The organism is Dorea sp. OM07-5, assembly GCF_003481355.1.
GTDB lineage: Bacteria > Bacillota > Clostridia > Lachnospirales > Lachnospiraceae > Dorea_D > Dorea_D hominis.
Genome location: NZ_QUKZ01000008.1, coordinates 42154 through 64681, shown reverse-complemented (window position 1 = coordinate 64681; position 22528 = coordinate 42154). Strand labels below are relative to the sequence as shown.

At 42.1% G+C, this 22528-nt stretch carries 18 protein-coding genes; 15 read left to right on the top strand and 3 right to left on the bottom strand.

The annotated features are described in order from the left end of the window. The first annotated feature begins 62 nt into the window (after positions 1-62). The 7 genes from DXC04_RS09325 (at position 63) to DXC04_RS09295 (ending at position 8828) form a co-directional block, all read left to right on the top strand. Positions 63-1268 (top strand): tyrosine-type recombinase/integrase, encoded by a 1206-nt coding sequence (locus DXC04_RS09325; protein WP_009244191.1) that lies wholly within the window; start codon positions 63-65, stop codon positions 1266-1268. A 385-nt stretch (positions 1269-1653) separates the two neighbouring features. Continuing rightward, the gene (locus tag DXC04_RS09320; RefSeq protein WP_118660895.1) at positions 1654-3186 is read left to right on the top strand and encodes a DUF1538 domain-containing protein; all 1533 of its coding nucleotides are present in this window, start codon (positions 1654-1656) and stop codon (positions 3184-3186) included. 153 nt (positions 3187-3339) lie between these two features. Continuing rightward, positions 3340-4038, top strand: a complete 699-nt coding sequence (locus DXC04_RS09315; RefSeq protein ID WP_021860609.1) for a P-II family nitrogen regulator — start codon at positions 3340-3342, stop codon at positions 4036-4038. A 113-nt stretch (positions 4039-4151) separates the two neighbouring features. Then, positions 4152-4922 (top strand): ABC transporter ATP-binding protein, encoded by a 771-nt coding sequence (locus DXC04_RS09310; RefSeq protein ID WP_021860610.1) that lies wholly within the window; start codon positions 4152-4154, stop codon positions 4920-4922. Continuing rightward, the gene (locus DXC04_RS09305) at positions 4912-7005 is read left to right on the top strand and encodes an ABC transporter permease (RefSeq protein ID WP_118660893.1); all 2094 of its coding nucleotides are present in this window, start codon (positions 4912-4914) and stop codon (positions 7003-7005) included. The genes DXC04_RS09310 and DXC04_RS09305 overlap by 11 nt, the downstream gene beginning before the upstream one ends. Positions 7006-7021: 16 nt before the next feature. Beyond that, positions 7022-7690 (top strand): response regulator transcription factor, encoded by a 669-nt coding sequence (locus DXC04_RS09300; RefSeq protein ID WP_117537932.1) that lies wholly within the window; start codon positions 7022-7024, stop codon positions 7688-7690. Between the two features lie 67 nt (positions 7691-7757). After that, entirely contained in the window at positions 7758-8828 is a 1071-nt protein-coding gene (locus tag DXC04_RS09295; protein ID WP_118660891.1) for a sensor histidine kinase, read from the top strand. Here DXC04_RS09295 and DXC04_RS09290 read toward each other — a convergent pair. Both DXC04_RS09290 and DXC04_RS09285 read right to left on the bottom strand, forming a co-directional pair. Then, complete coding sequence (locus DXC04_RS09290) at positions 8755-9099, bottom strand: Lrp/AsnC family transcriptional regulator (protein ID WP_118660888.1); 345 nt, start codon at positions 9097-9099, stop codon at positions 8755-8757. The genes DXC04_RS09295 and DXC04_RS09290 overlap by 74 nt on opposite strands. A 386-nt stretch (positions 9100-9485) precedes the next feature. Beyond that, positions 9486-9836: a sporulation initiation factor Spo0A C-terminal domain-containing protein gene (locus tag DXC04_RS09285; RefSeq protein WP_118660886.1), complete on the bottom strand. Its 351-nt coding sequence runs from the start codon at positions 9834-9836 to the stop codon at positions 9486-9488. Between the two features lie 241 nt (positions 9837-10077). Between DXC04_RS09285 and DXC04_RS09280 the strand changes: the two genes are divergently transcribed. From DXC04_RS09280 to DXC04_RS09265, 4 genes are read left to right on the top strand one after another with little or no spacing between them, the layout of a single operon-like run. Beyond that, positions 10078-10782 carry a response regulator transcription factor gene (locus DXC04_RS09280; protein ID WP_118288307.1) on the top strand — a complete coding sequence of 235 codons (705 nt, stop codon included), beginning with the start codon at positions 10078-10080 and terminating at the stop codon, positions 10780-10782. Between the two features lie 33 nt (positions 10783-10815). Next, positions 10816-13410 (top strand): sensor histidine kinase, encoded by a 2595-nt coding sequence (locus DXC04_RS09275; RefSeq protein ID WP_117537925.1) that lies wholly within the window; start codon positions 10816-10818, stop codon positions 13408-13410. A 23-nt stretch (positions 13411-13433) separates the two neighbouring features. Beyond that, positions 13434-14591, top strand: a complete 1158-nt coding sequence (locus DXC04_RS09270) for a class I SAM-dependent methyltransferase (protein WP_118660931.1) — start codon at positions 13434-13436, stop codon at positions 14589-14591. After that, a complete protein-coding gene (locus DXC04_RS09265; protein WP_118660884.1) occupies positions 14588-17014 on the top strand; it encodes a hypothetical protein in 2427 nt (808 codons plus the stop codon). Before DXC04_RS09270 ends, DXC04_RS09265 begins: the two co-directional genes overlap by 4 nt. A gap of 122 nt (positions 17015-17136) precedes the next feature. On the opposite strand, the gene DXC04_RS09260 is transcribed toward DXC04_RS09265, so the two are convergent. Further along, the gene (locus tag DXC04_RS09260; RefSeq protein ID WP_117537923.1) at positions 17137-17625 is read right to left on the bottom strand and encodes a QueT transporter family protein; all 489 of its coding nucleotides are present in this window, start codon (positions 17623-17625) and stop codon (positions 17137-17139) included. Between the two features lie 394 nt (positions 17626-18019). Here DXC04_RS09260 and nadA point away from each other — a divergent pair, with 394 nt between their 5' ends. The 4 genes from nadA to asnS all read left to right on the top strand — a co-directional run bounded on the left by nadA (position 18020) and on the right by asnS (position 22505). Then, a complete protein-coding gene (nadA, locus tag DXC04_RS09255) occupies positions 18020-18925 on the top strand; it encodes a quinolinate synthase NadA (RefSeq protein WP_117537909.1) in 906 nt (301 codons plus the stop codon). A 36-nt stretch (positions 18926-18961) separates the two neighbouring features. Continuing rightward, positions 18962-20152: an L-aspartate oxidase gene (locus tag DXC04_RS09250; protein WP_118660882.1), complete on the top strand. Its 1191-nt coding sequence runs from the start codon at positions 18962-18964 to the stop codon at positions 20150-20152. An 11-nt stretch (positions 20153-20163) separates the two neighbouring features. Beyond that, positions 20164-21015: a carboxylating nicotinate-nucleotide diphosphorylase gene (gene nadC, locus DXC04_RS09245; RefSeq protein ID WP_118660880.1), complete on the top strand. Its 852-nt coding sequence runs from the start codon at positions 20164-20166 to the stop codon at positions 21013-21015. Between the two features lie 98 nt (positions 21016-21113). Further along, a complete protein-coding gene (gene asnS, locus DXC04_RS09240) occupies positions 21114-22505 on the top strand; it encodes an asparagine--tRNA ligase (RefSeq protein WP_118660878.1) in 1392 nt (463 codons plus the stop codon). Positions 22506-22528: the final 23 nt, after the last annotated feature.

The following is a 22528-nucleotide window of genomic DNA, read 5'->3' as shown; positions in this document are numbered from 1 at the left end:
AATAAGCATATAATACTGTCAGACCAGTTCTGATAGTCCTTGCACGGAAAGGAGCGTGCAGATTGGGCAAGGACTTAAAAGGAAATCCATTACCGCCGGGAATTATGCAGAGAAAAAGCGGAATTTACAGAGGGCGGTTTTATTACAAAGGAGAAACGTATACAAAAGATAATGCGGACTTAAAAAAGTTAGTTCAAGAAATGGAAGATTTACGCTATGAAGTCAAGCATGGGTTGAAAGGAAAGGGCGATAATATCACTCTGGATACATGGTTTGATATCTGGCTGAATACCCATAAGAAGCGGACTATCAAGGAGAGTACACAAGTACGTTATGATGATTTTTACAGACGTTACATAAAGAAGCAGATAGGAAAACAACGTGTGGCAGATTTTAATCCGATTATTTTGGAACGTCTGCTTCAGAATATGGCAGATGATGATTACAGCACAAAGACTATACGGGATGTGTATAATATTCTCAATGCTATGTTCAAATATGCAGTGCATAACAGGATTCTTACATTCAACCCATGTGCAGGAGTGGAAGTTCCCAAAACAAAGACAAAACAGATACGGGTACTGACTGTGAAAGAACAACGGGAAGTATTGGAACACGCAAAGGAGAGAATACACGAGAATCTCATACAGGTAGCACTCGGAACGGGAATGCGTGGCGGAGAACTGCTTGGGCTTACATGGGATGATGTAGATTTTCGGAAACGGGAAATTTCTGTAAATAAAACGTTGGTGTATATCAAAGATAAGGAAACAAAGAAGTATGTATTCAAGTACCAGACACCAAAGACAAAGAACAGTATACGGACGATTCCCATGCAGGACAGTGTGTATAAGGCTTTAAAACGTCAGTGGATTCAGTTGAAAGAAATGCAGTTGTCAGCTAGTGAATGGCAACCATTAGAGGGATTTGAAAATCTTGTGTTTGTTGGAAAGAACGGAAAACCGATTACAGAACACACCTTTCAAGTGACGTTAGACTGGATAGAAAAATCTATCAATAAGGAACGAAAAAAGCAGGCAGAGAAAAACAAGACAGTGTTTATACCGATTCCGCATTTTTATCCACATGCACTTCGTCATACTTTTGCAACGCGTTGTTTTGAAGCCGGGATTGACGCAAAGGTAGTACAAGGATTCCTCGGACATTATTCCATAGCAATCACACTGGATTTGTATACGCACGTCACAGATGATAAAGCAAAATCGGAAATGGATAAATTACAGAATTTGTATAAGGAAATCATATAATCAGAACAAGAATAAGAAAGAGAATAGAAAAGGTGCAACATTTCTTTAGAAAATTATTTGACCGAGATTTGACCGAAGCGGATTTTGCAACAAGTACAGAACAGCGAAAACCCGCTAACCACAAGGGCTAACGGGCTTCGTTGTTGTTATAGTTATCTAAAGGAATGAGAGTAAAGTGCACACCGGCTTGACCGGTGCTACTTTATGAGGGGGTGATAGTTGATGTGTTCTTCAACTATCTGACTCTTAGTATACAGGGAAAATGTGTCTAAAGTATGTTCCTTTTCTTAAACAAAACGAAATTTTCTTAAGGAAAAATTAACCAGAGTATGTTACAATTAGTCCACATGAAACGTAAAAAATAAAAGGAAAGGTATGGTATCGATTGAAGTTATATCAGTCAAAATTATTGGAAAAACTAAAAGAGTCATTGGAAGCTGTACTGCCGATCATAGGGATTGTTCTGTTGCTTAGTTTTACGATCGCTCCGATTCCGGCAGGAATTCTGATGGCTTTTTTAGTGGGCGCGATTCTTCTTGTTGTGGGAATGATGTTTTTTACATTGGGAGCTGAGATTGCGATGACGCCTATGGGAGAGAGAATTGGAACGAGAATTGCCGGTTCCAGGAGACTTCCATTTATTGTGTTATTGTGTTTTACGCTGGGATTTATTATTACGGTGTCGGAGCCGGATCTGCAAGTGCTTGCCGAACAAGTTCCGTCTATTCCGAACAATGTTCTGATCTTTGCAGTAGCGGCAGGCGTTGGGATATTTCTTGTGGTTGCGGTTCTTCGTATGTTATTTGGAATTGCGCTTTACAGATTATTGTTTTTGTTTTATCCGGTGATATTTATTCTTGCGTTTTTTGTGCCGGCAGATTCGCTGGCGGTCGCATTTGACTCCGGCGGAGTCACGACAGGACCGATGACCGTTCCTTTCATTATGGCGCTTGGTGTTGGCTTCTCCGCAGTGCGAAGTGATAAATATGCAGAAACGGATAGTTTCGGTCTGGTTGCACTTTGTTCAATCGGGCCGGTACTTGCCGTCCTGCTTCTAGGTATTCTTTACCGCCCGGAGAGTGGCGTTTATGCAGGCATCCATATTCCGGATGTGAAGGATTCGATAGAACTTGGAAGACTGTTCACAGCGGAACTTCCACTTTATATAAGAGAAATGCTATTATCACTGCTTCCGATTGTTGTATTTTTCCTTGTGTTCCAGGTACTGGCTTTGCATCTGATGAAACGGACACTGGTGAAAATTGCAATTGGAATCCTGTATACATACATTGGGCTTGTGCTGTTCCTGACAGGGGCAAATGTAGGATTTCTCCCAACCGGTAATTATCTGGGGCAGGTACTTGCAGGGTTGCCGAATCCGTTTGTGCTTGTACCGATCGGCATGGTGATCGGCTATTTCATCGTAAAGGCGGAACCGGCAGTTTATGTGCTCATGGAGCAAGTAGAAGAGCTGACTTCGGGTGCGATACCTGGGAAGGCAATGGGACTGAGTTTGTCCTGTGGCGTTGCAGTCTCACTGGGGCTTGCAATGATCCGTGTACTGACCGGAATTTCTATTTTCTGGTTTCTCATACCGGGTTATGCAGTTTCTTTGCTTCTTGCGTTCCAGGTACCGAAAATCTTCACTGCGATAGCATTTGACTCCGGTGGTGTTGCCTCTGGCCCAATGACGGCAACTTTTCTGTTGCCTCTGGCACAGGGAGCATGCGAAGCGATTGGAGGAAATGTAGTTACGGATGCATTTGGTGTTGTGGCAATGGTTGCGATGACACCACTTATCACGATACAGATACTAGGTGCGGTTTACCAGCATCAGGAGAAGAAACGTCAGACTGAAGAGGCGGTTCCTGTACTGCCACTGGAAGCATACGGCGACATGGATATTATAGAGTTATGATGATACCTTGGAATCCGGAGCAATTCACTGGTATCATATAACATCAGAAGAGCTATATGTCAACGACACATGTTTAGTGCCGACCAGAGTGGAGTGTAGATGTGAGAGCGTACAGTATGAAACGATTTATTGGAATTAGAAAGGCGGAAAAATATGAGCCGGTTATATATGATGGCTGCGATCACAAGCCGCAGCGCAAGAAAAAAGTTTCGCGAATTTTATAAGACACACGAACAGCAGGTATTTTTTGAAATACTGGGAAAAGGGACAGCGAACAGTGAGGTGCTGAATTATTTTGGATTAGAAGAAACAGAAAAGATTCTTTTCCTCTCCATCGTGACCGGAGATACATGGAAACGACTGAAACGCGGACTGATCATTGATATGAAAATTGATGTTCCGGGAACGGGAATTGCTTTTGCAGTGCCGCTTGCGAGCATAGGCGGCAAAAAGACACTGCAATATCTGATACAGGAACAGCCATTTGAAAAAGAGGAGGAAACAGCATTGAAGGAGACAGATTATGAACTGATGATTGCCATTGCCAATCAGGGATATATCGATACGGTTATGGAAGCCGCAAGAGAAGCAAATGCGGGAGGCGGTACAGTTGTCCATGCGAAAGGAACCGGAACAGAGCTCGCCAGAAAATATCTTGGTGTTTCCCTCGTGGAAGAGAAGGAAATGATCTTCATTGTTACTCGCTCCTCACAGAAAGCACAGATTATGAAAGCAATCATGGAGAAAACCGGATTGAAGAGTAAGGAGAAGGCAATCGTATTTTCACTGCCTGTTTCGAGTGTGGTCGGACTTCGCATGACAGAGGAAGATATTAAGGATGATCTGCTGTAAGGCATATTATTATCAAATACCAGAAACGAAAGCCTGCGAAACCTTTCATTCACTGTAAGTGTTATTTGGAAGCCACAGATGCTATGATTACATCAATGAAAGGAGAGCAGAGAATGAGTATTTTAAAAATTGAATCTTTATGTAAATATTATGGAAACAAGAAAAATGAGACAAAGGCACTGGATGGAATCAGCCTGGAAGTACAGACAGGGGAATTTTTAGGAATCATGGGAAGCAGCGGATCCGGAAAATCCACACTTCTTAACTGCGTGGCAAGTGTGATTCGTCCGACAGGAGGACAGATTCTTGTAAATGGAACCGATATCCGTTCGTTGAAAGGCGCAGAACTTTCCGATTACAGAGGACGCCAGATCGGTTACCTTTTCCAGAACTTTGAACTTTTAGAGAACCTTACCGGAAGAGAAAATATTCTTCTTCCGCTGGCTCTTCATAAATATGAAGAGAAAAAAGGGGAACAGAAGTTAAAAGAACTGGCAGAATATCTTGAGATACAGGATGTACTGGACAAATTTCCGACACAGATGTCCGGCGGGCAAAAACAGCGTATAGCAGCAGCCAGAGCATTGATCATGGATCCACACCTGATTCTGGCAGATGAACCGACCGGGGCACTGGATTCGCGTAATGCAAAAGCATTGATGGAGAAACTCTTCGGTTTAAATCGCAACAAAAAAGCAACAATCATGATGGTGACACATGATGCAAATGCAGCAAGTTATTGCGGACGGATTTTATTTATCCAGGATGGAGTACTCTTCCATGAGCTGCGCAGAGATTTCGCAGAAGAATCCCAGCAGGAGTTTTACGAGCGCATTTTGAAAGTGTTGGCGCAGTTGGGAGGAGGCAGTGCAAATGTTCTTTAAACTTGTCTCCAGAAACAGTAAGAGAAGCCGCAGGGAAAATGGATTGTTTCATGCTTCACTTCTCGTTGTCGTAATTGCATTTTATGTGATTCTGGCACTGCCGAAGCAGGATGTGATCATTTTCCTGAAAGAGATGGAAAGTGATGCTATACAGAAAATCTTTCAAATGGTTCCGATACTGTTTGGCGCATCGTTATGCATTTTGTTCTTTCTCGTATATTTTGCAGGACGTTACCAGATGGAGCGGAGAAAACATGAATTTGGTGTGTACCGTATGATGGGCATGAGCCGGAGCCGGCTGTTTTTTATGTTGATGACAGAAGATATTAAGAGCAGTCTTCTGATCCTTGTGGCAGGAATCCCGGTTGCAGTCTGCATTTCCGAGTTGGTCAGCCTGATCACAGCGAAGGTAGAGGGGCTTGGAATCCTCGGTCATCAGAGTACATTTTCATTCGCTGCAGTGATTGGAACCGCTGTCGGTTTCATACTGGTAAAATTATTTGCGTGCCTGTTCTTAAGCGGCGCGGTAGTTAAGGACGAGATCGGCAATCTTATGAATCCGCAGGCAAAAGAGCAGGGAAAAACAAGACCGAAGGTTCTGTATGTGCTTGCCTTTGCGACAGGATGCGTGTTATTGTTTGTGGCATTTTATGATGGAATCCGTGGACATATATGGGATGACCTTCTTATTCTTGCACGGACAGTAGTCTTTGGAATTGCCGGAGTATTTCTTGTATTCTATGGTTTCCGGCTGATACTGGAACAACTGGGCAGATGGGGCAGCCGACACGAGAGACTGGGAATGTTTACATTCCGCCAGCTGGAAGAAATGTTTATCCGCAAGAGCAGCGTCCCGGCGGTGAGCTGTATTCTGATCCTCGCAGCACTCTGCCTGTTCGGTGCAGGAATCGGGATTGCCAGAAGTTATACGGTACAGAGCGAGCGTGTCGTAGATTATACATTTGACGATGACAATGAGGACGTCAGTACAACTATTGAAAAATTGCAGAAGTTCGGGCTTCGCTCAGATTTTGAAAAGCTGATCCAGATTAAAACCGGATATATAGAATCTTCGATCGAAAATCTGGATAAGGAAGGTAAACCATCGAAAAAGAAGAACCGGGTAGTTGGCTTTAACGCAGATGAACTCGTAGACAAGTTGAAAAAAGATGGAAAGACACCGAATGAAAATGTATTTGCAATGGAGATAGAACAGGAAGATACACCGCATATTATTGCATTATCCGGGTATAATGAGCTGTTAAAACAGGCAGGAGAAAAGCCTCTTGCATTGAAAGATCACCAGGCAGCAGTTTACCTTGGATCGGCACTTTATTCCGATGAGTTTAAAGAAATAATGAGTAAAGCCTTACAGGGAAATATACATGTTACAATGGACGGAAAGACATGGAGCCTTGGGGAAAAGGTTATGAATAAAGAAATCGTTGCCGACCGCGCGATTACAATTGGATTTGCGCTGATCGTACCGGACAAGGCTTATGAACAGATGACAGCCGGAAAGGGCACCACATATCTGGATGGCGTGCTAAAACCTTCAAAAACGGAAAAACAGGGACTTATCCGTGTATATCAGGAAATGAACCAGAAACTTGACAAAGTCGGAATTTCGTATGACTGTTTTCTGCAGAGCCTTGGACGACGTATGTTCTACGGTGTATGTGCAAGTTATATTACAATCTATCTGGCAGTGATTTTCCTGATTATTGGAAATACGGTAATCAGTGTACAGTTCCTGACAAATCAGCAGAAAATTGGCAGACGGTATCAGACTCTGATACGGCTCGGAGCAACCTCCAATGCGCTCTGCCGTTCCGCAAGAAAGCAGATTAACTGGTATTTTGGCATTCCGGTATTCTTAGGAGCAGCCGGAAGTATTCCGGCGATGGCAAGCTTATTTTCCCTGTTTGTGGAAACAGGAGAAGGTACACAGAAAGTACTGCTCTTAAGTGCAAGCGGGATGATCCTGTTGCTTCTGATCGTAGAATTGATCTATATTCTGGAAGTCAAGAAACTCAGCGACCGATATCTGTTGTATCTGATGGTGCCGGAAAGAGAAGAATAAAAGAAAGTATGATTTTATGAAACGAATAGGAATTGTGGAAGACGAAGTCTTCATACGTGAAGAATTAGGAGAAATACTGGAAAAGGCCGGATATGAAGTCGTGGCGGTAGAAGATTTTGAAAAGGTGGAAGAGGAGCTTTCTAAGGCTCCTCTTGATCTCGTTCTGCTTGACCTTAATCTGCCGGGGAAGAGCGGATTCCAGATCTGTCGGGAGTTGAAGCATAAAGGAACGACGCCGGTCTGTGTACTGACATCGAGAGACCAGATGGCAGATGAACTGCGTGCGCTGGAACTGGGTGCGGATGAATATCTGACAAAGCCATGCCGGAAAGAAAGACTTCTGGCGAGGGTGTCCAATGTGTTAAAAAGATATGAAGGCCGCAAGCATTTGCTGGAAGGGAAAAGATTTTTGCTGGATCAGCAGACATATACACTTTATATCCATGATGAATCGATTGTCCTGCCAAAGAATCAGGGGAAATTACTGGAAGTATTTCTTAAGAAGCGTGGGCAGATCGTGACAAAAGAAGAACTGTCGATTGCACTTTGGGATACAATAGATTTTATCGATGAAAATGCATTGCAGGTAAATCTGACGAGATTAAAGAAAACCATGCAGAAACTTCATATGGAAGAAGAGATTGAAACCATCCGGGGAACAGGCTATCGTTTGGAAATTCGGTGATAAAAGGCAGATGTCAGGCAACTCATTAAAAGAAAAGTAAAAAAATGATGTAAGGAGAACGTACAGGATGAAGAACTACGGAAAGAGAATAGCAGAATATATGCCCTGGCTTTTGTTGACAGGGTGTGTGGAAGGTATCTGTATTTTATTTCTTGCGCTTGCAGATGTCCAGGTGTTACAAGTGCTTGCAGGAGTTCTCACATTGATGACCGTATTAATGTATGCCGGGGTCTGCATTTATATCGTAAAGAAAGAACAGAAAAAAGAAGAGGCATTTGCTCTATTTTTAAAGGAACCAGAGGAAAAGACTGCAGAACAGTTATTGCTATACTGCGGGAAAGCAGAGAAAGAACGGATGCAGAATCTCCTCGACTATCTGCAAATACAACGAAAAGAAAAAGAAAATCTGTTGAAAAAGACAGAAGATTATGAAGAGTATATTGAAGGGTGGTCACATGAGGTAAAAACGCCGTTATCTTTGCTTGCATTTATACTGGGAAATCATAAAGAAGAATTTTCAGAGCCGGTCGGATATAAGCTGGAATATATTCAGACACGTATGCAGGAATCGATCGATCAGATGTTATTTTATGCAAGGTTAAAGGGTGGTCACAAAGATTATCTGTTTGAAATGCTGAATCTTAAAGAATCACTGGGGAAAGTCCTGGAAGATTACGGTCCGCTTCTGGAGGAGAAGAAATTTCACGTGGATATCCAGATGGAGCCGGAAGGGATTCAAATCTACAGTGACCGGATAGGGCTTGAATTTATGCTGGGACAGTTTATCAGCAATGCGGTCAAATATTGTGATAAAGAGCCGGAAATCCGTATCCATGTGGAAAAAAGAGAAGAAAATAGGAAGAAAATGTGGATACTTTATATAGAAGATAACGGTTGTGGCGTAAAAGCCTGCGATCTTCCGTATATTTTTGATAAAGGCTTCACCGGCAGTGATATCAATGTCAACAAGAAACCAACCGGCATGGGGCTTTATCTTGCAAGAGAGATGGCGACAGATCTGGGATTGAAATTATATGCTGTATCGGAATATAGGGAAGGTTTGACTATGAAAGTTCAGATCCCAATTGTGGATCGTCCATGTGTTCCAGGTTCAGACTGCGGGGTTCTACCGGGGTAGAGAAAACAATCTGAGTTTGTGTTTTCCCAAACTTTTGCAGATGTCCAATGAATTGATCCAATTCCATATTTATAAAGGCTGTAATATGAAAGCCTAGTTTTAAAGGATTGATTTTTGCAGAGTAACCGGTGATGATGCCTGCTTTCTCTAATTTTTCAACTCTGGCAGAGACAGCGGGAGTAGATAGAAATACTTCTTTTGCCAGATCTTTTAAGGACATTCTGGCATTTTCCTGTAATAAGGATATGATATGTTCGTCAATATGATCCATATTTTTTCTCCTTTTTTTGGGGTTTACGGATAATATTTTCGAAATACCTCTCAGACACTTATTTAGTATACGCGTTATGGAAGAAAAACGCAATCGAACATAAAAGGTTCCTTAAAAAAATAAAGAAGATAAAAGAATTCAACAATAGCGAAAACCCGTTAGCATTGTGCTAACGGGTTTTCGTTGTTTTTATAGTTATCTAAAGGAATGAGAGTAAAGTGTGCATTGAACTTGTGTCAATGCTTAACTTTATGAGGGGGGAGATAGATAAGTGTTTCTCATCTATCTGTCTCTTATTATATTAGATAAATATGTCCAAAATATGTTAAAACTATAAAAGAAATCGAAAAAATCTTAAGACGACCTTAAGATGATGGGAAGAAAACCTAAAGACAGGCCTCTGTACGCAACTGATTGTTAAGGTAATTGGCTAGTATATCGAAAAATTCTCCCGCGGTTGGACGGGCATGCAGTGGATACATGGCAATTTCCTGAAGAAGGGGACGGTTCCCGCGTTCCCAGCAAATGCGGATCACTGTGCGTATGTCACGTTCTACGCTGCTTCCGGTTGTGAAGTAAGCTTCTGCAATACGGGTATATAATAATTTATCTACTGATAGCAGGTAATCTTCATTGTCCATGCAAAGGGATACGCCATAGACAAGATAATGATATCCACGGTAAGTGGCTCCAATGCCAAGTGAGCGGATAAGCTGTTCAATTTCGTGTTTTCTCATAAATTACCTCGCACTTCTTCCGAGATTAAAACCGCCTGCAAAAGTAAAAAAGTGATGACTATTATTCGACTATTATAATAGAAAATCGGTACTTTTCTTAATAATACTACAAAATAAGGAAAACTGCGACAGACATCGACACACATTTTTTGGCTCTTTTCATAATTTCTTAAGGAAATTCCTTATTTGTCCTTAAATTTTTTCTGTTATTCTTGTATAGTAAGAGATGAGGTGAAGAAAAATGGCGAAAATATTAGTATGTGATGATGATAAAGAAATCGTAGAAGCGATTGAGATCTATCTGAGTCAGGAAGGACATCAGATCCTGAGAGCATATGACGGTGAGGAAGCACTTAAGATTCTGGAGACAGAAAAAGATGTGGAACTTCTGATCATAGATGTCATGATGCCAAAGCTGGACGGAATCCGTGCAACACTGAAAGTTCGGGAAGCGAATAATATTCCGATTATTATACTGTCAGCAAAATCGGAAGATGCGGATAAGATCCTGGGACTGAATGTCGGCGCGGATGATTACGTGACAAAACCGTTTAATCCGCTGGAGCTGATTGCAAGAGTCAAATCCCAGCTTCGCAGATATACACAGCTTGGAAGTACATCCGGTAAGGAGCGGGAAGAAGTCTATACGACCGGTGGACTGGTGATCAACGATGATCTGAAAGAAGTAACAGTTGATGGGGAACAAGTAAGACTGACACCGATTGAATATAATATTTTACTGTTTCTTGTAAAGAATCAGGGAAAAGTATTTTCCATTGACCAGATTTATGAAAATATCTGGAATGAAGATGCAATCGGTGTAGATAATACAGTTGCGGTACATATCCGGCACATTCGTGAGAAGATAGAGATCAACCCGAAAGAACCAAGATATCTGAAGGTTGTATGGGGAGTCGGTTATAAGATTGAAAAGATTTGCCTATAAGTAGCAGGGTATAAAAGATATAGGAGACGATGTATGAAAAGTAAATGGTACCGGTCAAAAGGAATGAAATTCATCCTGATTATTCTGGCGCACATTTTTGTGATCACGGCGACGACAGGTGGACTCTGGGTAACCGCGTATCCGATTTTCCGACAGGAGATTTTTGAAGGAAAACCGGCAAAAAAATACGAGGATTCCAGGAATTTTAATACTCAGATGAAGGACTATACGGCACAGGTTGTGAACGGAATCAGTGCGCGAAAGTATTTTGAAACAGAAGGAAAATTTGATCCGAATAAAATCGTAGATATTGAAGCTTATGATCAGAAAAAAAAATATACGGGCAGGAATGAGAGCGGACTGGCATATCGATTAAAGGATCTGCTGAAATGGAATGACACGATGAATTCCACAAAAGATACGAATGCGGAGAATCCGATTATTGTCTGCAGAAAGAAAGATGGTTCTTATCATTATTATCGCTATTCTAAATTTGCAGCGCTTGTTAATGCAAAGAAACTGAAATTTATTTTGAATGCAGGAAGCGAAACATCTACAGAAGAGATTCTTTCTTCTTTAAAGGCAGGAAATTATGATTATGACAGCGAGAATTATGTTGGGGGCAGTGAGATTCGAGGGATTCAGGGCAGCAATAATGAATTAAAGTATGTAGATTGTTGGAGCTATGATGGATATTCGATGGAAGAGCCGTATGCCCCGGTAGGAGCCGACAGCCTGATGAATCTTGCCAATAAAGATTCCAGATGGAATGGCAGACTGAATGATGCTTATAATCTTGTGACAAGTGTGGTAGACAGTCTGAGTGAGCGTTATTCAGAATATCAGAACACGAATGAAGATATTGAAGAAGGAGACTCGAACTTCTATTATATTTACGCAGATATGAAGGCGGGAACGATTTATACAAATCAGAAAAGACTTGAAAATTTTCAGGAACTGGACAACAATTTAAAGCTGCTCCGTAAAACCGGAAAATATGTAATTGTAAAATCCAAATTAAAGGATTTTAAGACGAATCTTCGAAGTGAGATTGCAGAAGCATGGCGTGATGAGATTAAAAATACAGGAATCCAAAAGAAGGATTTTGTCTTTGCAGCATGTGTAAATACAAACTATCCGATTGCAGATCATTTTTATTCAGAAAATCAGCTTTATGAAAAATACGGTTCAGCTATCCGTGGAATCTGTATGCTCTCAGTGATTGCATTTGCACTTTTTGTGATCTGTGTAATCTGGCTCACAGCGATTGCGGGACGCAGAGCAAAAGATGAAGAAATGCATCTGGCGGGATTTGACCGGTGGAAAACGGAGATTGCCGCAGTATTGATCATAGGTCTCTGGGTGACAGCAGCTGTAGTGGGTAATTTTGTTTGCTTTGATGATTATTTACAGAAAACAGAGGGGACTTTTTATAGTCAGGCAGATTATGTAAAAAATGCGATTCCATATATTATTGTGGGAGGAATTTTCGGTTCATATACATGCAGTATGTTTCTGATCGGATTTTTAAGTTTCGTCCGCAGGATCAAAGCGCATATCGTCTGGAAAAACAGTCTTTCACGAATGTTCTGTCACCTGGTCAGAGATATTGCGCAGAATATGTCTTCGCTGTGGCGTAATATCATGCTTTTTGTACTTTTTGTTGTTTTGCACTGGATTGTCATGATTACAGATACTTATGGATTTCCGCTGTTCATGATGCTGTTGGCGGAGCTTGCAGTGTTTGTATATCTGGTCTATGATGGAATCGGAAGAGCGAAGATCAAAGACGGTGTAAAGAAGATTGCAGCAGGGGAACTGGACTATAAAGTGCCGACAGAAGGTATGTTTAGCAGTCAGAAGGAAGTGGCAGAAGGAATTAACTCTGTTGGTGCCGGTCTGGAAGTGGCTGTGGAAGCGAGCATTAAGAATGAACGTCTGAAAACGAATTTGATCACGAATGTTTCGCATGATATTAAGACGCCATTGACATCGATCATTAACTATGTGAATCTCCTGAAAAATGAGAATTTCGATGATCCGAGAATCCAGAGATACATCGAAGTGCTGGAACAGAAATCCATGCGTCTGAAAACATTGACAGAAGATGTTGTGGAAGCATCTAAGATTACTTCCGGTAATATTAAGCTGGAATGTATGAAACTGGATTTCACAGAGCTTGTATTGCAGACAAGTGCAGAGTATGAAGAGAAGTTTGAAGAAAGAAATCTGACGGAAATTCAGCATCTTCCAAAAGAAAAAGCACTCGTTTATATTGATGGAAGAAGAACATGGCGGATCCTTGCGAACTTATACAATAATGCCGCCAAGTATGCAATGACGGGCAGCAGGATCTATACAGATCTGAAAGTGACGGAAGGTGCGGTTATCTTCAGCATTAAAAATATTTCCGAACAGCCGTTAAATATCAATGCGGATCAGCTGACAGAGCGCTTTATCCGCGGAGATATTTCCAGAAGTACAGAGGGAAGCGGACTGGGACTTTCCATTGCCCAGACACTGACAGAGATGCAGAAAGGTAAGTTTGAACTGTATCTGGACGGTGATCTGTTTAAGGCAACCGTTACATTTCCGAAAGTACAGGAAGAACAAAGTACACAAATCTGATTTTTCTGTTATAATATATGATTATGGAAGAATTAAGAAAATTATTAAATGAACAATTAAATAAAGATTTCGGCTCCGCTGTATTAAGCGGAGCCCATGATAAGACGGGGGTGACGAAAGTGCGCGTCCGTCCACTTATAAAACGGGGAGAACTGCTCTTTCAGCTGGAGTCTTTCCGCAACAATCAGGCATTTCATGAGAACTTATCAGTAGAAGAGACCTGTGAGAAGATCCTTGCATATATGCAGTCAATGAAACAGATGCAGATGGAGACGCGAACTTACAATTATACGGTTCTTGTCAGTAAGAAAGGAAAAGTGACCATCAAAAGACGAATGCAGCAGGGAAACTGGAAACAGGTAGATCTTACGCACAACCGGAAGAAACACTATATTCTGGAAGAAGGAACCATGGTGCCTTTTTTGCGTGATCTGGGTGTTATGACTGCCGATGGGAAGATCGTGCATGCGAAGTTTGACAAGTTCCGGCAGATCAACCGTTTTCTTGAATTTGTAGAAGATGTGTTGCCGCAGTTTCCAAAAGACAGGGAAGTTACAATCCTTGATTTTGGATGTGGCAAGTCTTATCTGACATTTGCCATGTATTATTATTTGCATGAACTGAAGAAATACGATGTCTGCATGATCGGACTGGATCTGAAGACGGATGTAATCCGTCACTGCAATGAACTGAGTGAGAAATATGGCTATGAGAAACTGAAATTTCTGGAGGGAAATATTGCCGATTATACAGGGGCGAGTGAAGTAGATATGGTGGTTACACTGCATGCCTGCGATACGGCAACGGATTTCGCACTTGAGAAGGCGGTTGGATGGAATGCAAAAGTAATTTTGTCGGTTCCTTGCTGCCAGCATGAAGTGAACCGCCAGATTGCCAGTGATATATTAAAACCGGTATTAAAATACGGACTTTTAAAAGAACGTTTTGCGGCGATTGTGACAGACGGACTTCGTGCAGAATATCTGGAATCTGTCGGTTATGATGTACAGATACTGGAATTTATCGATATGGAACATACGCCGAAAAATCTGCTTATCCGTGCAATAAAGAATGACAAAAAAGAACAGAGCAGAGAGCAGAGTAAAGAAGAAATCCGTAAGTGCGAAGCATTCTTACATGTGAAACCGACACTGGGACAACTGTTGAAGGAGATGGAATGATTTTGAAAAAAAGAATAAGAGATGGAATTATCTTAGCCGGTGTATTTATCATGGCTGTTCTGGTATTCAGTTATCTGACAAATAAAGGGGATGACTCCATGACAGCAGATCTCGGATCAGCGACATTTCCACAGATTTCATTTGATTGTGACGGATTTGGTGTCAATGCCGTGCCGGGATATGCAAAACAGATGAATATTACAGAGGTTCGTGATACGATTACTCCTGTATTGAAAAATAAACTGGATATGGAGCTGATTCCATATGACAATAAGATCAGCAGTCTGGAATATAAGATTTATACACTGGATGGGACAGAATGTCTGCATGAAGATACGGTGAAGAATCCGGGAACAGATGTGAGTCTTCCACTTGGCTCGGCAAGTGTACTCGGTGAAGAGCGTGTAATGGAAGTGATCCTTCATCTGGAGACGGGAAAAGATGTGTATTTTTATACAAGAGTTGCGCAGACGAATGAGACAAATATGAGTGCCTGCATGGATTATATCAAGGCATTCCATGAGGCAACGGTCGATAAGAATACGGATACGGATATCAGCACAGCACTGGAAGCGGATGAAGAGAGCAGCAATACATCCTATGGGCATGTAACGATTCATTCCAATTATTCACAGGTTACGTGGGGCGATTTAAAGCCCGAGATTGAGGGCGGTGAACGCTGGAGCGTAAAGGAGACGACTTCTACAGGAACGAGTGTCCAGCTTGAATATCGGGTGAAATGCAAAGGCGAAAAAAACAAACAGGATACGTATAATGTAAAAGAATTTTTCCGCGTGCGTTACGACAAGACTGCACGCAGAGTCTATCTGCTTGATTATGACCGGACTGTGGAACAGGTATTTGATCCTTCTTCCAAAGTGCTTTCAGCAAAAGGAATACTGCTTGGAATTACGGATGCAGACGTTCCGTATCTAATCAATAAAAAAGGTACGATCGTGTCATTTGTGCAGGCGGATGAACTGTGGAATTATAACAAGGACCGCGACGAGCTGTCACTTGTATTTAGCTTTGCAAGTACAGAGAACAATGATGCAAGAAACCTTACATCTGAACATGAGATCCGTCTGCTCACAGCAGATAAAGCGGGAAATATCACATTTGCCGTATGTGGTTATATGAACCGCGGCGAACATGAAGGCGAGGTCGGTATTGCCATTTACTACTATGATATAGAGAAAAATTCCGTAGAAGAGAAAGTGTTTGTGCAGACGGATCAGTCCTATGGAATTACTTCACAGAAACTCGGCAAATTAATTTACTACAGTGAAGATAACGGAGAGTTATATCTGTTAAATGATGGAGTTTTAAGAAAGACAGATGTAAATAAGAACCGGAGTGAGGAATTACAGACTGGTCTGACGGAAGGCAAATATGTTATTTCCGGAGACAGTCATCTGTTAGCATACTGTGCAGATGAGGATTTTTCCAGAATTACAATTCTGAACCTGCAGAATGGAAAAGAACGGACAATTTCTGCAAAGAATAAAGAAGGTGTTCGTCCGCTTGGATTTATCGGTGGTGATTTTGTGTACGGACGTTTCCACCTGTCGGACGTTGGAAAGACAGCGGCGGGAGAATCTACAGATCCGATGTATCAGGTAGAAATTCGGAGCAGTAAAGGGGAGGTTGTGAAGAAATACAGCCAGAAGAAGATCTATGTGCTGGATGCGAAAGTAGAAGATAACCGTATTATTCTGGAGCAGGCAAAGAAAAAGAACGGCACATACATTAAGACAACCGAAGAATATATTACAAATAATGAAGAAAAAGACGAAAGCAATATTATGCTGGAAACTTATAAGACTGATTTGAAAGGCGCGCAGATGCGTCTGACTTATGCAGACGGAGTTTCTGACAAAGAACCGAAGCTGTTAAGACCAAAACAGGTATTGTTTGAGAAACCGAAAGTTGTAAATGTACAGAAAGCAGAAAGTAAAGAAGAATACTATGTATTTGGATACGGAAAATTGCAGGAAATTTACAAACAGGCGGGCGATGCGATTCAATCAGCGGATAACTACGGAGGTGTAGTGGTTGATCAGAATCAGGAATATATCTGGCAGCGGGGCAACCGTGATCTGCAATATAAGATCAGCGCCACAAGTAAGCCGGTAGAAGGACTGCGTTCTGAATTGAATGGCGGCGCGACACCGATGGAAGCGATCAGCAAGACATTTGGCGAGGATGCGTTGGACTTGAGTGGCTGTAAAGCTGAACAGATCGCATATGTAATGAACCAGGGAAAACCTGTGATCGCAGTTACGGAAAATAAAAAATATGTGATTTTGATCGGTTATACGGAGACGGATGTGACATATGTTGAAGCGAAAAATGGCAAGAGCCATACGGTAAGTCTGGAGAAGATGGATAAAAAAGCCAATGGAAATTATATTGGGAGTTAACTAAGAAAGAGCTGTGACAGGGTGAAAAATTCACACTGACGCAGCTCTTTTTTTGATATTAGAATTAAAAGATGTTATACGAATTGTTCTGAGCTTCGTATTCTCGCAAATTTGTTTGATATTTATGCATTTTGAAATACGATGTGTTTGTATTTGTCCAGCGCATATGCAAGGATCAGTCCGAGTATACCACAGGAAATCACTTCGCCGATACCTACCGTCAGCATCATGAACGGAATTGGTAAAGTTACACCGTAGCCATAACGCAGAACGAATGGAACAACAATAATATTTGCAATGATTGGTGGAAGTGGTGCGAGGATACGGTTCTGGTTGCGAAGCTTCCATGTAAAGAAAGCACCGATCAAAGTGGCAAGACTTCCGAAGATGATATCCGGAAGGATTGCTCCGCCTAAGATGTTACCGATCAGGCATCCGACAAATAATCCTGGAACGGCAGCCGGAGTAAAGACCGGAAGAATTGTAAGCGCCTCCGAAATACGAACCTGCACTTCTCCGAACGAGAAAGCTGCACCGACATAGGTGATGACAACATAGATGGCAGCAATCATGGCAGCCTGTGTCATGTAAGTGATGTTTTTGTTTTTCATTTTTCATATCTCCTTTAGTTTTGTTTTACGAGTGGAAGGTCACGAACACTCGATTCATTTTCGCGCAACAATGAGTCAGGCGGCATGCTTGCATGAATGTCTGACGAATGCCACGGAGGCATATACAGTTGGTATATGGCCTACGCCGGAAATCGGCGGTCAACCCAATAAGACCTTGTTTTTGTGGGGTTATAACGGGTGATAGTATAGCATATTCGGCGGCAGGATTCAAGCAGGAAGGGCAGTGAAACGTACACTTATTCATGAATTTTTAAATTTTCATACCATATTCTAATGAAATTGACAGTAAACTTATGCTGTGTACAAGTGTCTTGTCACATGTAAGACAGTATGGTATAATAGTATGACTTTAAATAAACGAGGTGACGGAGCAATGTCAGTAATTGAAGAGATAAAGAAATTAAAAAAAGAAAAGAACGCAGTGATCCTGGCTCACTATTATGTGCCGGCGGAAGTGCAGCAGATAGCAGATTATATCGGGGATTCTTTTTATCTGAGCAGAGTAGCGGTAGATCTGGACGCACAGCTGATCGTATTCTGCGGTGTTGGATTCATGGGAGAGAGTGCGAAGATCTTAAGTCCTCATAAGACCGTATTAATGCCGGCAGCAGATGCAGACTGCCCGATGGCACATATGGCAGATGTGGAGACAATCCAGAAGGTGCGTGCGGAATATGATGACCTGGCGATTGTCTGTTATATCAACTCTACAGCAGAGCTTAAGAAATATTCCGATGTCTGTGTTACATCTTCCAATGCAGTGAAGATTGTAAAAGCACTTCCACAGAAGAACATTTTCTTTATCCCGGATCGAAATCTGGCACACCACGTTGCAGAGCAGGTGCCGGAAAAACATTTTATATATAATGAAGGCTTCTGTCCGACACATGAGCGGATGGAAGAGGATGAAATTCTTGAACAGAAAGCTTTGCATCCGGAAGCAGAAGTGCTGGCACATCCGGAATGTAACCAGTGGGTATTGAAGCATGCGGATTACATAGGCAGTACAAAAGGAATTATCCAGTATGCGACAGCAAGTGAGAAAGAGGAATTTATCATCTGCACAGAAGAAGGTGTCGGATATGAGCTTAAGCGTCAGAATCCGGAGAAACAATTTTATTATCCAAAGAGTGTTCCGGTATGTCCGAATATGAAGAAGGTTACATTGGACAAGGTTCTGCATGTCCTTCAGACCGGAGAGAATGAAGTACACGTTGATGCAGAACTTCGCGAGAAGACGAAGCTTCCGCTGGAGCGTATGTTACAGCTTGCAAAATAAAAAATTTCTCTTGCTATATAATTAGGAGGGATAAGAGTGAAAGAGAGAAAAGTGGATGTGGTTATCGTCGGAACCGGAGTATCCGGTCTGTTCCATGCGTTGAATCTCCCGGAAGATAAGCGGATTCTGATGTTGACAAAGGCAGATTTAGAAAGTAGTGATTCATTTCTGGCACAGGGAGGAATCTGTGTAATGAGAGATGAGACAGACTATGATAGTTATTTTGAAGATACAATGAAAGCCGGACATTATGAAAACCGGAAAGAATCCGTAGACATTATGATCCGCAGTTCCAGAGAGATCATTGATGATCTGGTATCTTACGGAGTAGATTTTGAGAAGAAGAACGGCGAGTTCTGTTATACAAGAGAAGGTGCACATTCCAAACCGCGTATTCTCTTCCATGAAGATATTACCGGAAAAGAGATTACGAGCAAACTGCTTGCTCAGGTTAAGAAGAGAGCGAATGTCGAGATTCTGGAATATACAACAATGACAGATATTATAGAAGAAGCTGGTAAATGCTGTGGCATTTATGCGGCAGAGCAGGATGGAGATCAGTTAAAGATCGAAGCGGATTATACGATTTTTGCAAGCGGTGGTATCGGTGGTCGGTATGAACATTCTACGAATTTCCCGCATTTAACAGGAGATGCACTGGAAGTTGCGAAGAAACATGATATCCGTCTGGAGCATCTAGACTATGTGCAGATCCATCCGACAACATTATATTCCGAGAAGCCGGGCAGACGTTTCCTGATCTCCGAATCTGTACGTGGAGAGGGCGCTGTATTATATAATAAAGATAAAGAACGTTTTGTAAATGAATTGCTGCCGAGGGACGTTGTGACAAAGGCAATCCGGGAGCAGATGGCAAAGGATGGCACAAAATATGTATGGCTTTCTATGGAACACATTCCGGAAGAGACAATTTTAAAGCATTTTCCAAATATTTATGAGCATTGTCTGGAAGAAGGCTATGATGTGACAAAAGAATGTATTCCGGTAGTTCCGGCGCAGCATTATTTTATGGGCGGTATCTGGGTAGACCGGAACAGTCATACATCGATGGCGCATTTATTTGCAGTAGGAGAGACAAGTTGCAACGGTGTACATGGAGCGAACCGTCTTGCAAGCAATTCACTGCTGGAAAGTCTGGTATTTGCGAAGCGTGCGGCAAACTGCATTACGGAAGAATATGCACGGATGGAAAAAGAGACAGCGTAGGAGGAACAAAGATGAATAAGATTTCAATGACACTTCAGGCAGATCATCTGATACTGGAGGCGTTAAAAGAAGATATATCAAGCGAAGATGTCAGCACGAATGCGGTGATGCCGGAGGCGGTAGACGGAGAAGTGGAACTGATCTGCAAGCAGGATGGCGTGATCGCAGGACTGGATGTTTTCAAACGGGTATTTGAACTGCTGGATGCAGATACAGAAGTGATTTTTTCCTGCAAAGACGGAGATGAAGTGAAAAAAGGACAGCTGATGGGAAAAGTAAGAGGAGATATCCGCGTACTGATATCCGGAGAGCGTGTGGCGCTTAATTATTTACAGAGAATGAGTGGAATCGCAACGTATACACATACGGTGGCGGGTTATCTGAAAGGAAGTAAGATCAAGCTTCTGGATACAAGAAAAACAACGCCGAATATGCGTATTTTTGAGAAATATGCAGTCCGCACAGGCGGTGGATATAATCACCGGTATAATCTGTCCGATGGTGTGCTTTTGAAAGATAACCATATCGGAGCAGCCGGAAGTGTGACAAAAGCGATACAGATGGCAAAAGCATATGCGCCGTTTGTACGTAAGATCGAGATAGAAGTTGAGACGCTTGACATGGTTAAAGAAGCGGTGGCAGCAGGGGCAGATATTATCATGCTGGACAATATGACACCGGAGCAGATGAAAGAAGCAGTTGCATATATTGACGGCAGAGCCGAGACAGAATGTTCCGGCAATGTAACACTGGAAAATATCCAGAGAATGACAGATGTCGGAGTGGATTATATTTCCAGCGGTGCACTGACACATTCCGCACCGATCCTGGACATTTCACTTAAGAATCTACACAGGATTTAATAGGTATGAGACTTTAAAAACGGGTCGCAATATGTTATAATACCAAGAGCATATTGCGGCTATTTTTGTCGCTGTACAGGAAAAGGAGTTAAATTAGCATGGAATTGATTTCAATCAGAGATTTATACAAGAACAAAGAAAACTATCTGGATAAGACAATCACGATTGGTGGATGGGTTCGCAGCATCCGTGATTCAAAGACATTTGGATTTATTGTAGTGAATGACGGAACATTTTTTGAACCACTGCAGATCGTATATCATGATAAAATGGAGAATTTCGCAGAGATCTCCAAACTGAATGTCGGTGCGGCAATTATCGTAACCGGTACACTGGTAGCAACACCACAGGCAAAACAGCCATTTGAGATTCAGGCAGATACGATCGAAGTTGAAGGTGCATCAGCACCGGATTATCCGCTTCAGAAGAAGCGCCACAGCTTTGAGTATCTCAGAACTATTTCGCATCTGAGACCGAGAACGAATACATTTCAGGCTGTATTCCGTGTGCGTTCACTGACAGCTTACGCAATTCACAAGTTCTTTCAGGAGAGAGGATTTGTATATGTGCATACACCACTGATCACAGGAAGTGACTGTGAAGGAGCAGGAGAGATGTTCCGTGTGACAACACTTGATATGGAGAATGTACCGAAGACAGAAGACGGGCAGGTAGATTATTCACAGGATTTCTTCGGCAAGGAGACAAGTCTTACTGTAAGCGGACAGCTCAACGGTGAGACATACGCACAGGCATTCCGCAATATTTACACATTCGGACCGACTTTCCGTGCAGAGAACTCCAATACAACAAGACATGCAGCAGAGTTCTGGATGATCGAGCCAGAGATGGCATTTGCAGATCTGGATGATAACATGATTCTTGCAGAGTCTATGTTAAAATATGTCATCAATTATGTACTGGAGAATGCCCCGGAAGAGATGAAGTTCTTCAATTCATTTGTTGACAAAGGACTTTTAGAGAGACTGCAGAATGTCGTATCTTCTGATTTCGCAAGAGTGACTTATACAGAAGCAATTGAGATCCTGGAGAAACACAATGATAAGTTTGAATATAAAGTATCCTGGGGCGCAGATCTTCAGACAGAGCATGAGCGTTATCTGACAGAAGAGATCTACAAACGTCCGGTATTCGTAACCGATTATCCGAAGGAAATCAAAGCATTCTACATGAAGATGAATGATGATAATAAGACGGTAGCCGCTGTAGACTGTCTGGTTCCGGGAATCGGTGAGATCATCGGAGGAAGCCAGAGAGAGGATGATTACGACAAGCTGCTTGCACGTATGAACGAGATGGGACTTAAGGAAGAAGACTACAAGTTCTATCTGGATCTTAGAAAATATGGCTCTACCAGACATGCAGGATTCGGTCTGGGGTTTGAGAGATGCGTGATGTATCTGACAGGTATGGGAAATATCCGTGACGTGATTCCATTCCCAAGAACAGTCAATAACTGCGAACTGTAAGATTTAATTACTAATTGGGGACG

Excerpts from the sequence above, each read along its gene's own strand:
- DXC04_RS09315 (WP_021860609.1), top strand. The coding sequence starts at position 3,340 with ATGAGCCGGTTATATATGATGGCTGCGATCACAAGCCGCAGCGCAAGA.
- DXC04_RS09310 (WP_021860610.1), top strand. The coding sequence starts at position 4,152 with ATGAGTATTTTAAAAATTGAATCTTTATGTAAATATTATGGAAACAAG.
- DXC04_RS09305 (WP_118660893.1), top strand. The coding sequence starts at position 4,912 with ATGTTCTTTAAACTTGTCTCCAGAAACAGTAAGAGAAGCCGCAGGGAA.
- DXC04_RS09300 (WP_117537932.1), top strand. The coding sequence starts at position 7,022 with ATGAAACGAATAGGAATTGTGGAAGACGAAGTCTTCATACGTGAAGAA.
- DXC04_RS09295 (WP_118660891.1), top strand. The coding sequence starts at position 7,758 with ATGAAGAACTACGGAAAGAGAATAGCAGAATATATGCCCTGGCTTTTG.
- DXC04_RS09290 (WP_118660888.1), bottom strand. The coding sequence starts at position 9,099 with ATGGATCATATTGACGAACATATCATATCCTTATTACAGGAAAATGCC.
- DXC04_RS09285 (WP_118660886.1), bottom strand. The coding sequence starts at position 9,836 with ATGAGAAAACACGAAATTGAACAGCTTATCCGCTCACTTGGCATTGGA.
- DXC04_RS09280 (WP_118288307.1), top strand. The coding sequence starts at position 10,078 with ATGGCGAAAATATTAGTATGTGATGATGATAAAGAAATCGTAGAAGCG.
- DXC04_RS09275 (WP_117537925.1), top strand. The coding sequence starts at position 10,816 with ATGAAAAGTAAATGGTACCGGTCAAAAGGAATGAAATTCATCCTGATT.
- DXC04_RS09270 (WP_118660931.1), top strand. The coding sequence starts at position 13,434 with ATGGAAGAATTAAGAAAATTATTAAATGAACAATTAAATAAAGATTTC.
- DXC04_RS09265 (WP_118660884.1), top strand. The coding sequence starts at position 14,588 with ATGATTTTGAAAAAAAGAATAAGAGATGGAATTATCTTAGCCGGTGTA.
- DXC04_RS09260 (WP_117537923.1), bottom strand. The coding sequence starts at position 17,625 with ATGAAAAACAAAAACATCACTTACATGACACAGGCTGCCATGATTGCT.
- nadA (WP_117537909.1), top strand. The coding sequence starts at position 18,020 with ATGTCAGTAATTGAAGAGATAAAGAAATTAAAAAAAGAAAAGAACGCA.
- nadC (WP_118660880.1), top strand. The coding sequence starts at position 20,164 with ATGAATAAGATTTCAATGACACTTCAGGCAGATCATCTGATACTGGAG.
- asnS (WP_118660878.1), top strand. The coding sequence starts at position 21,114 with ATGGAATTGATTTCAATCAGAGATTTATACAAGAACAAAGAAAACTAT.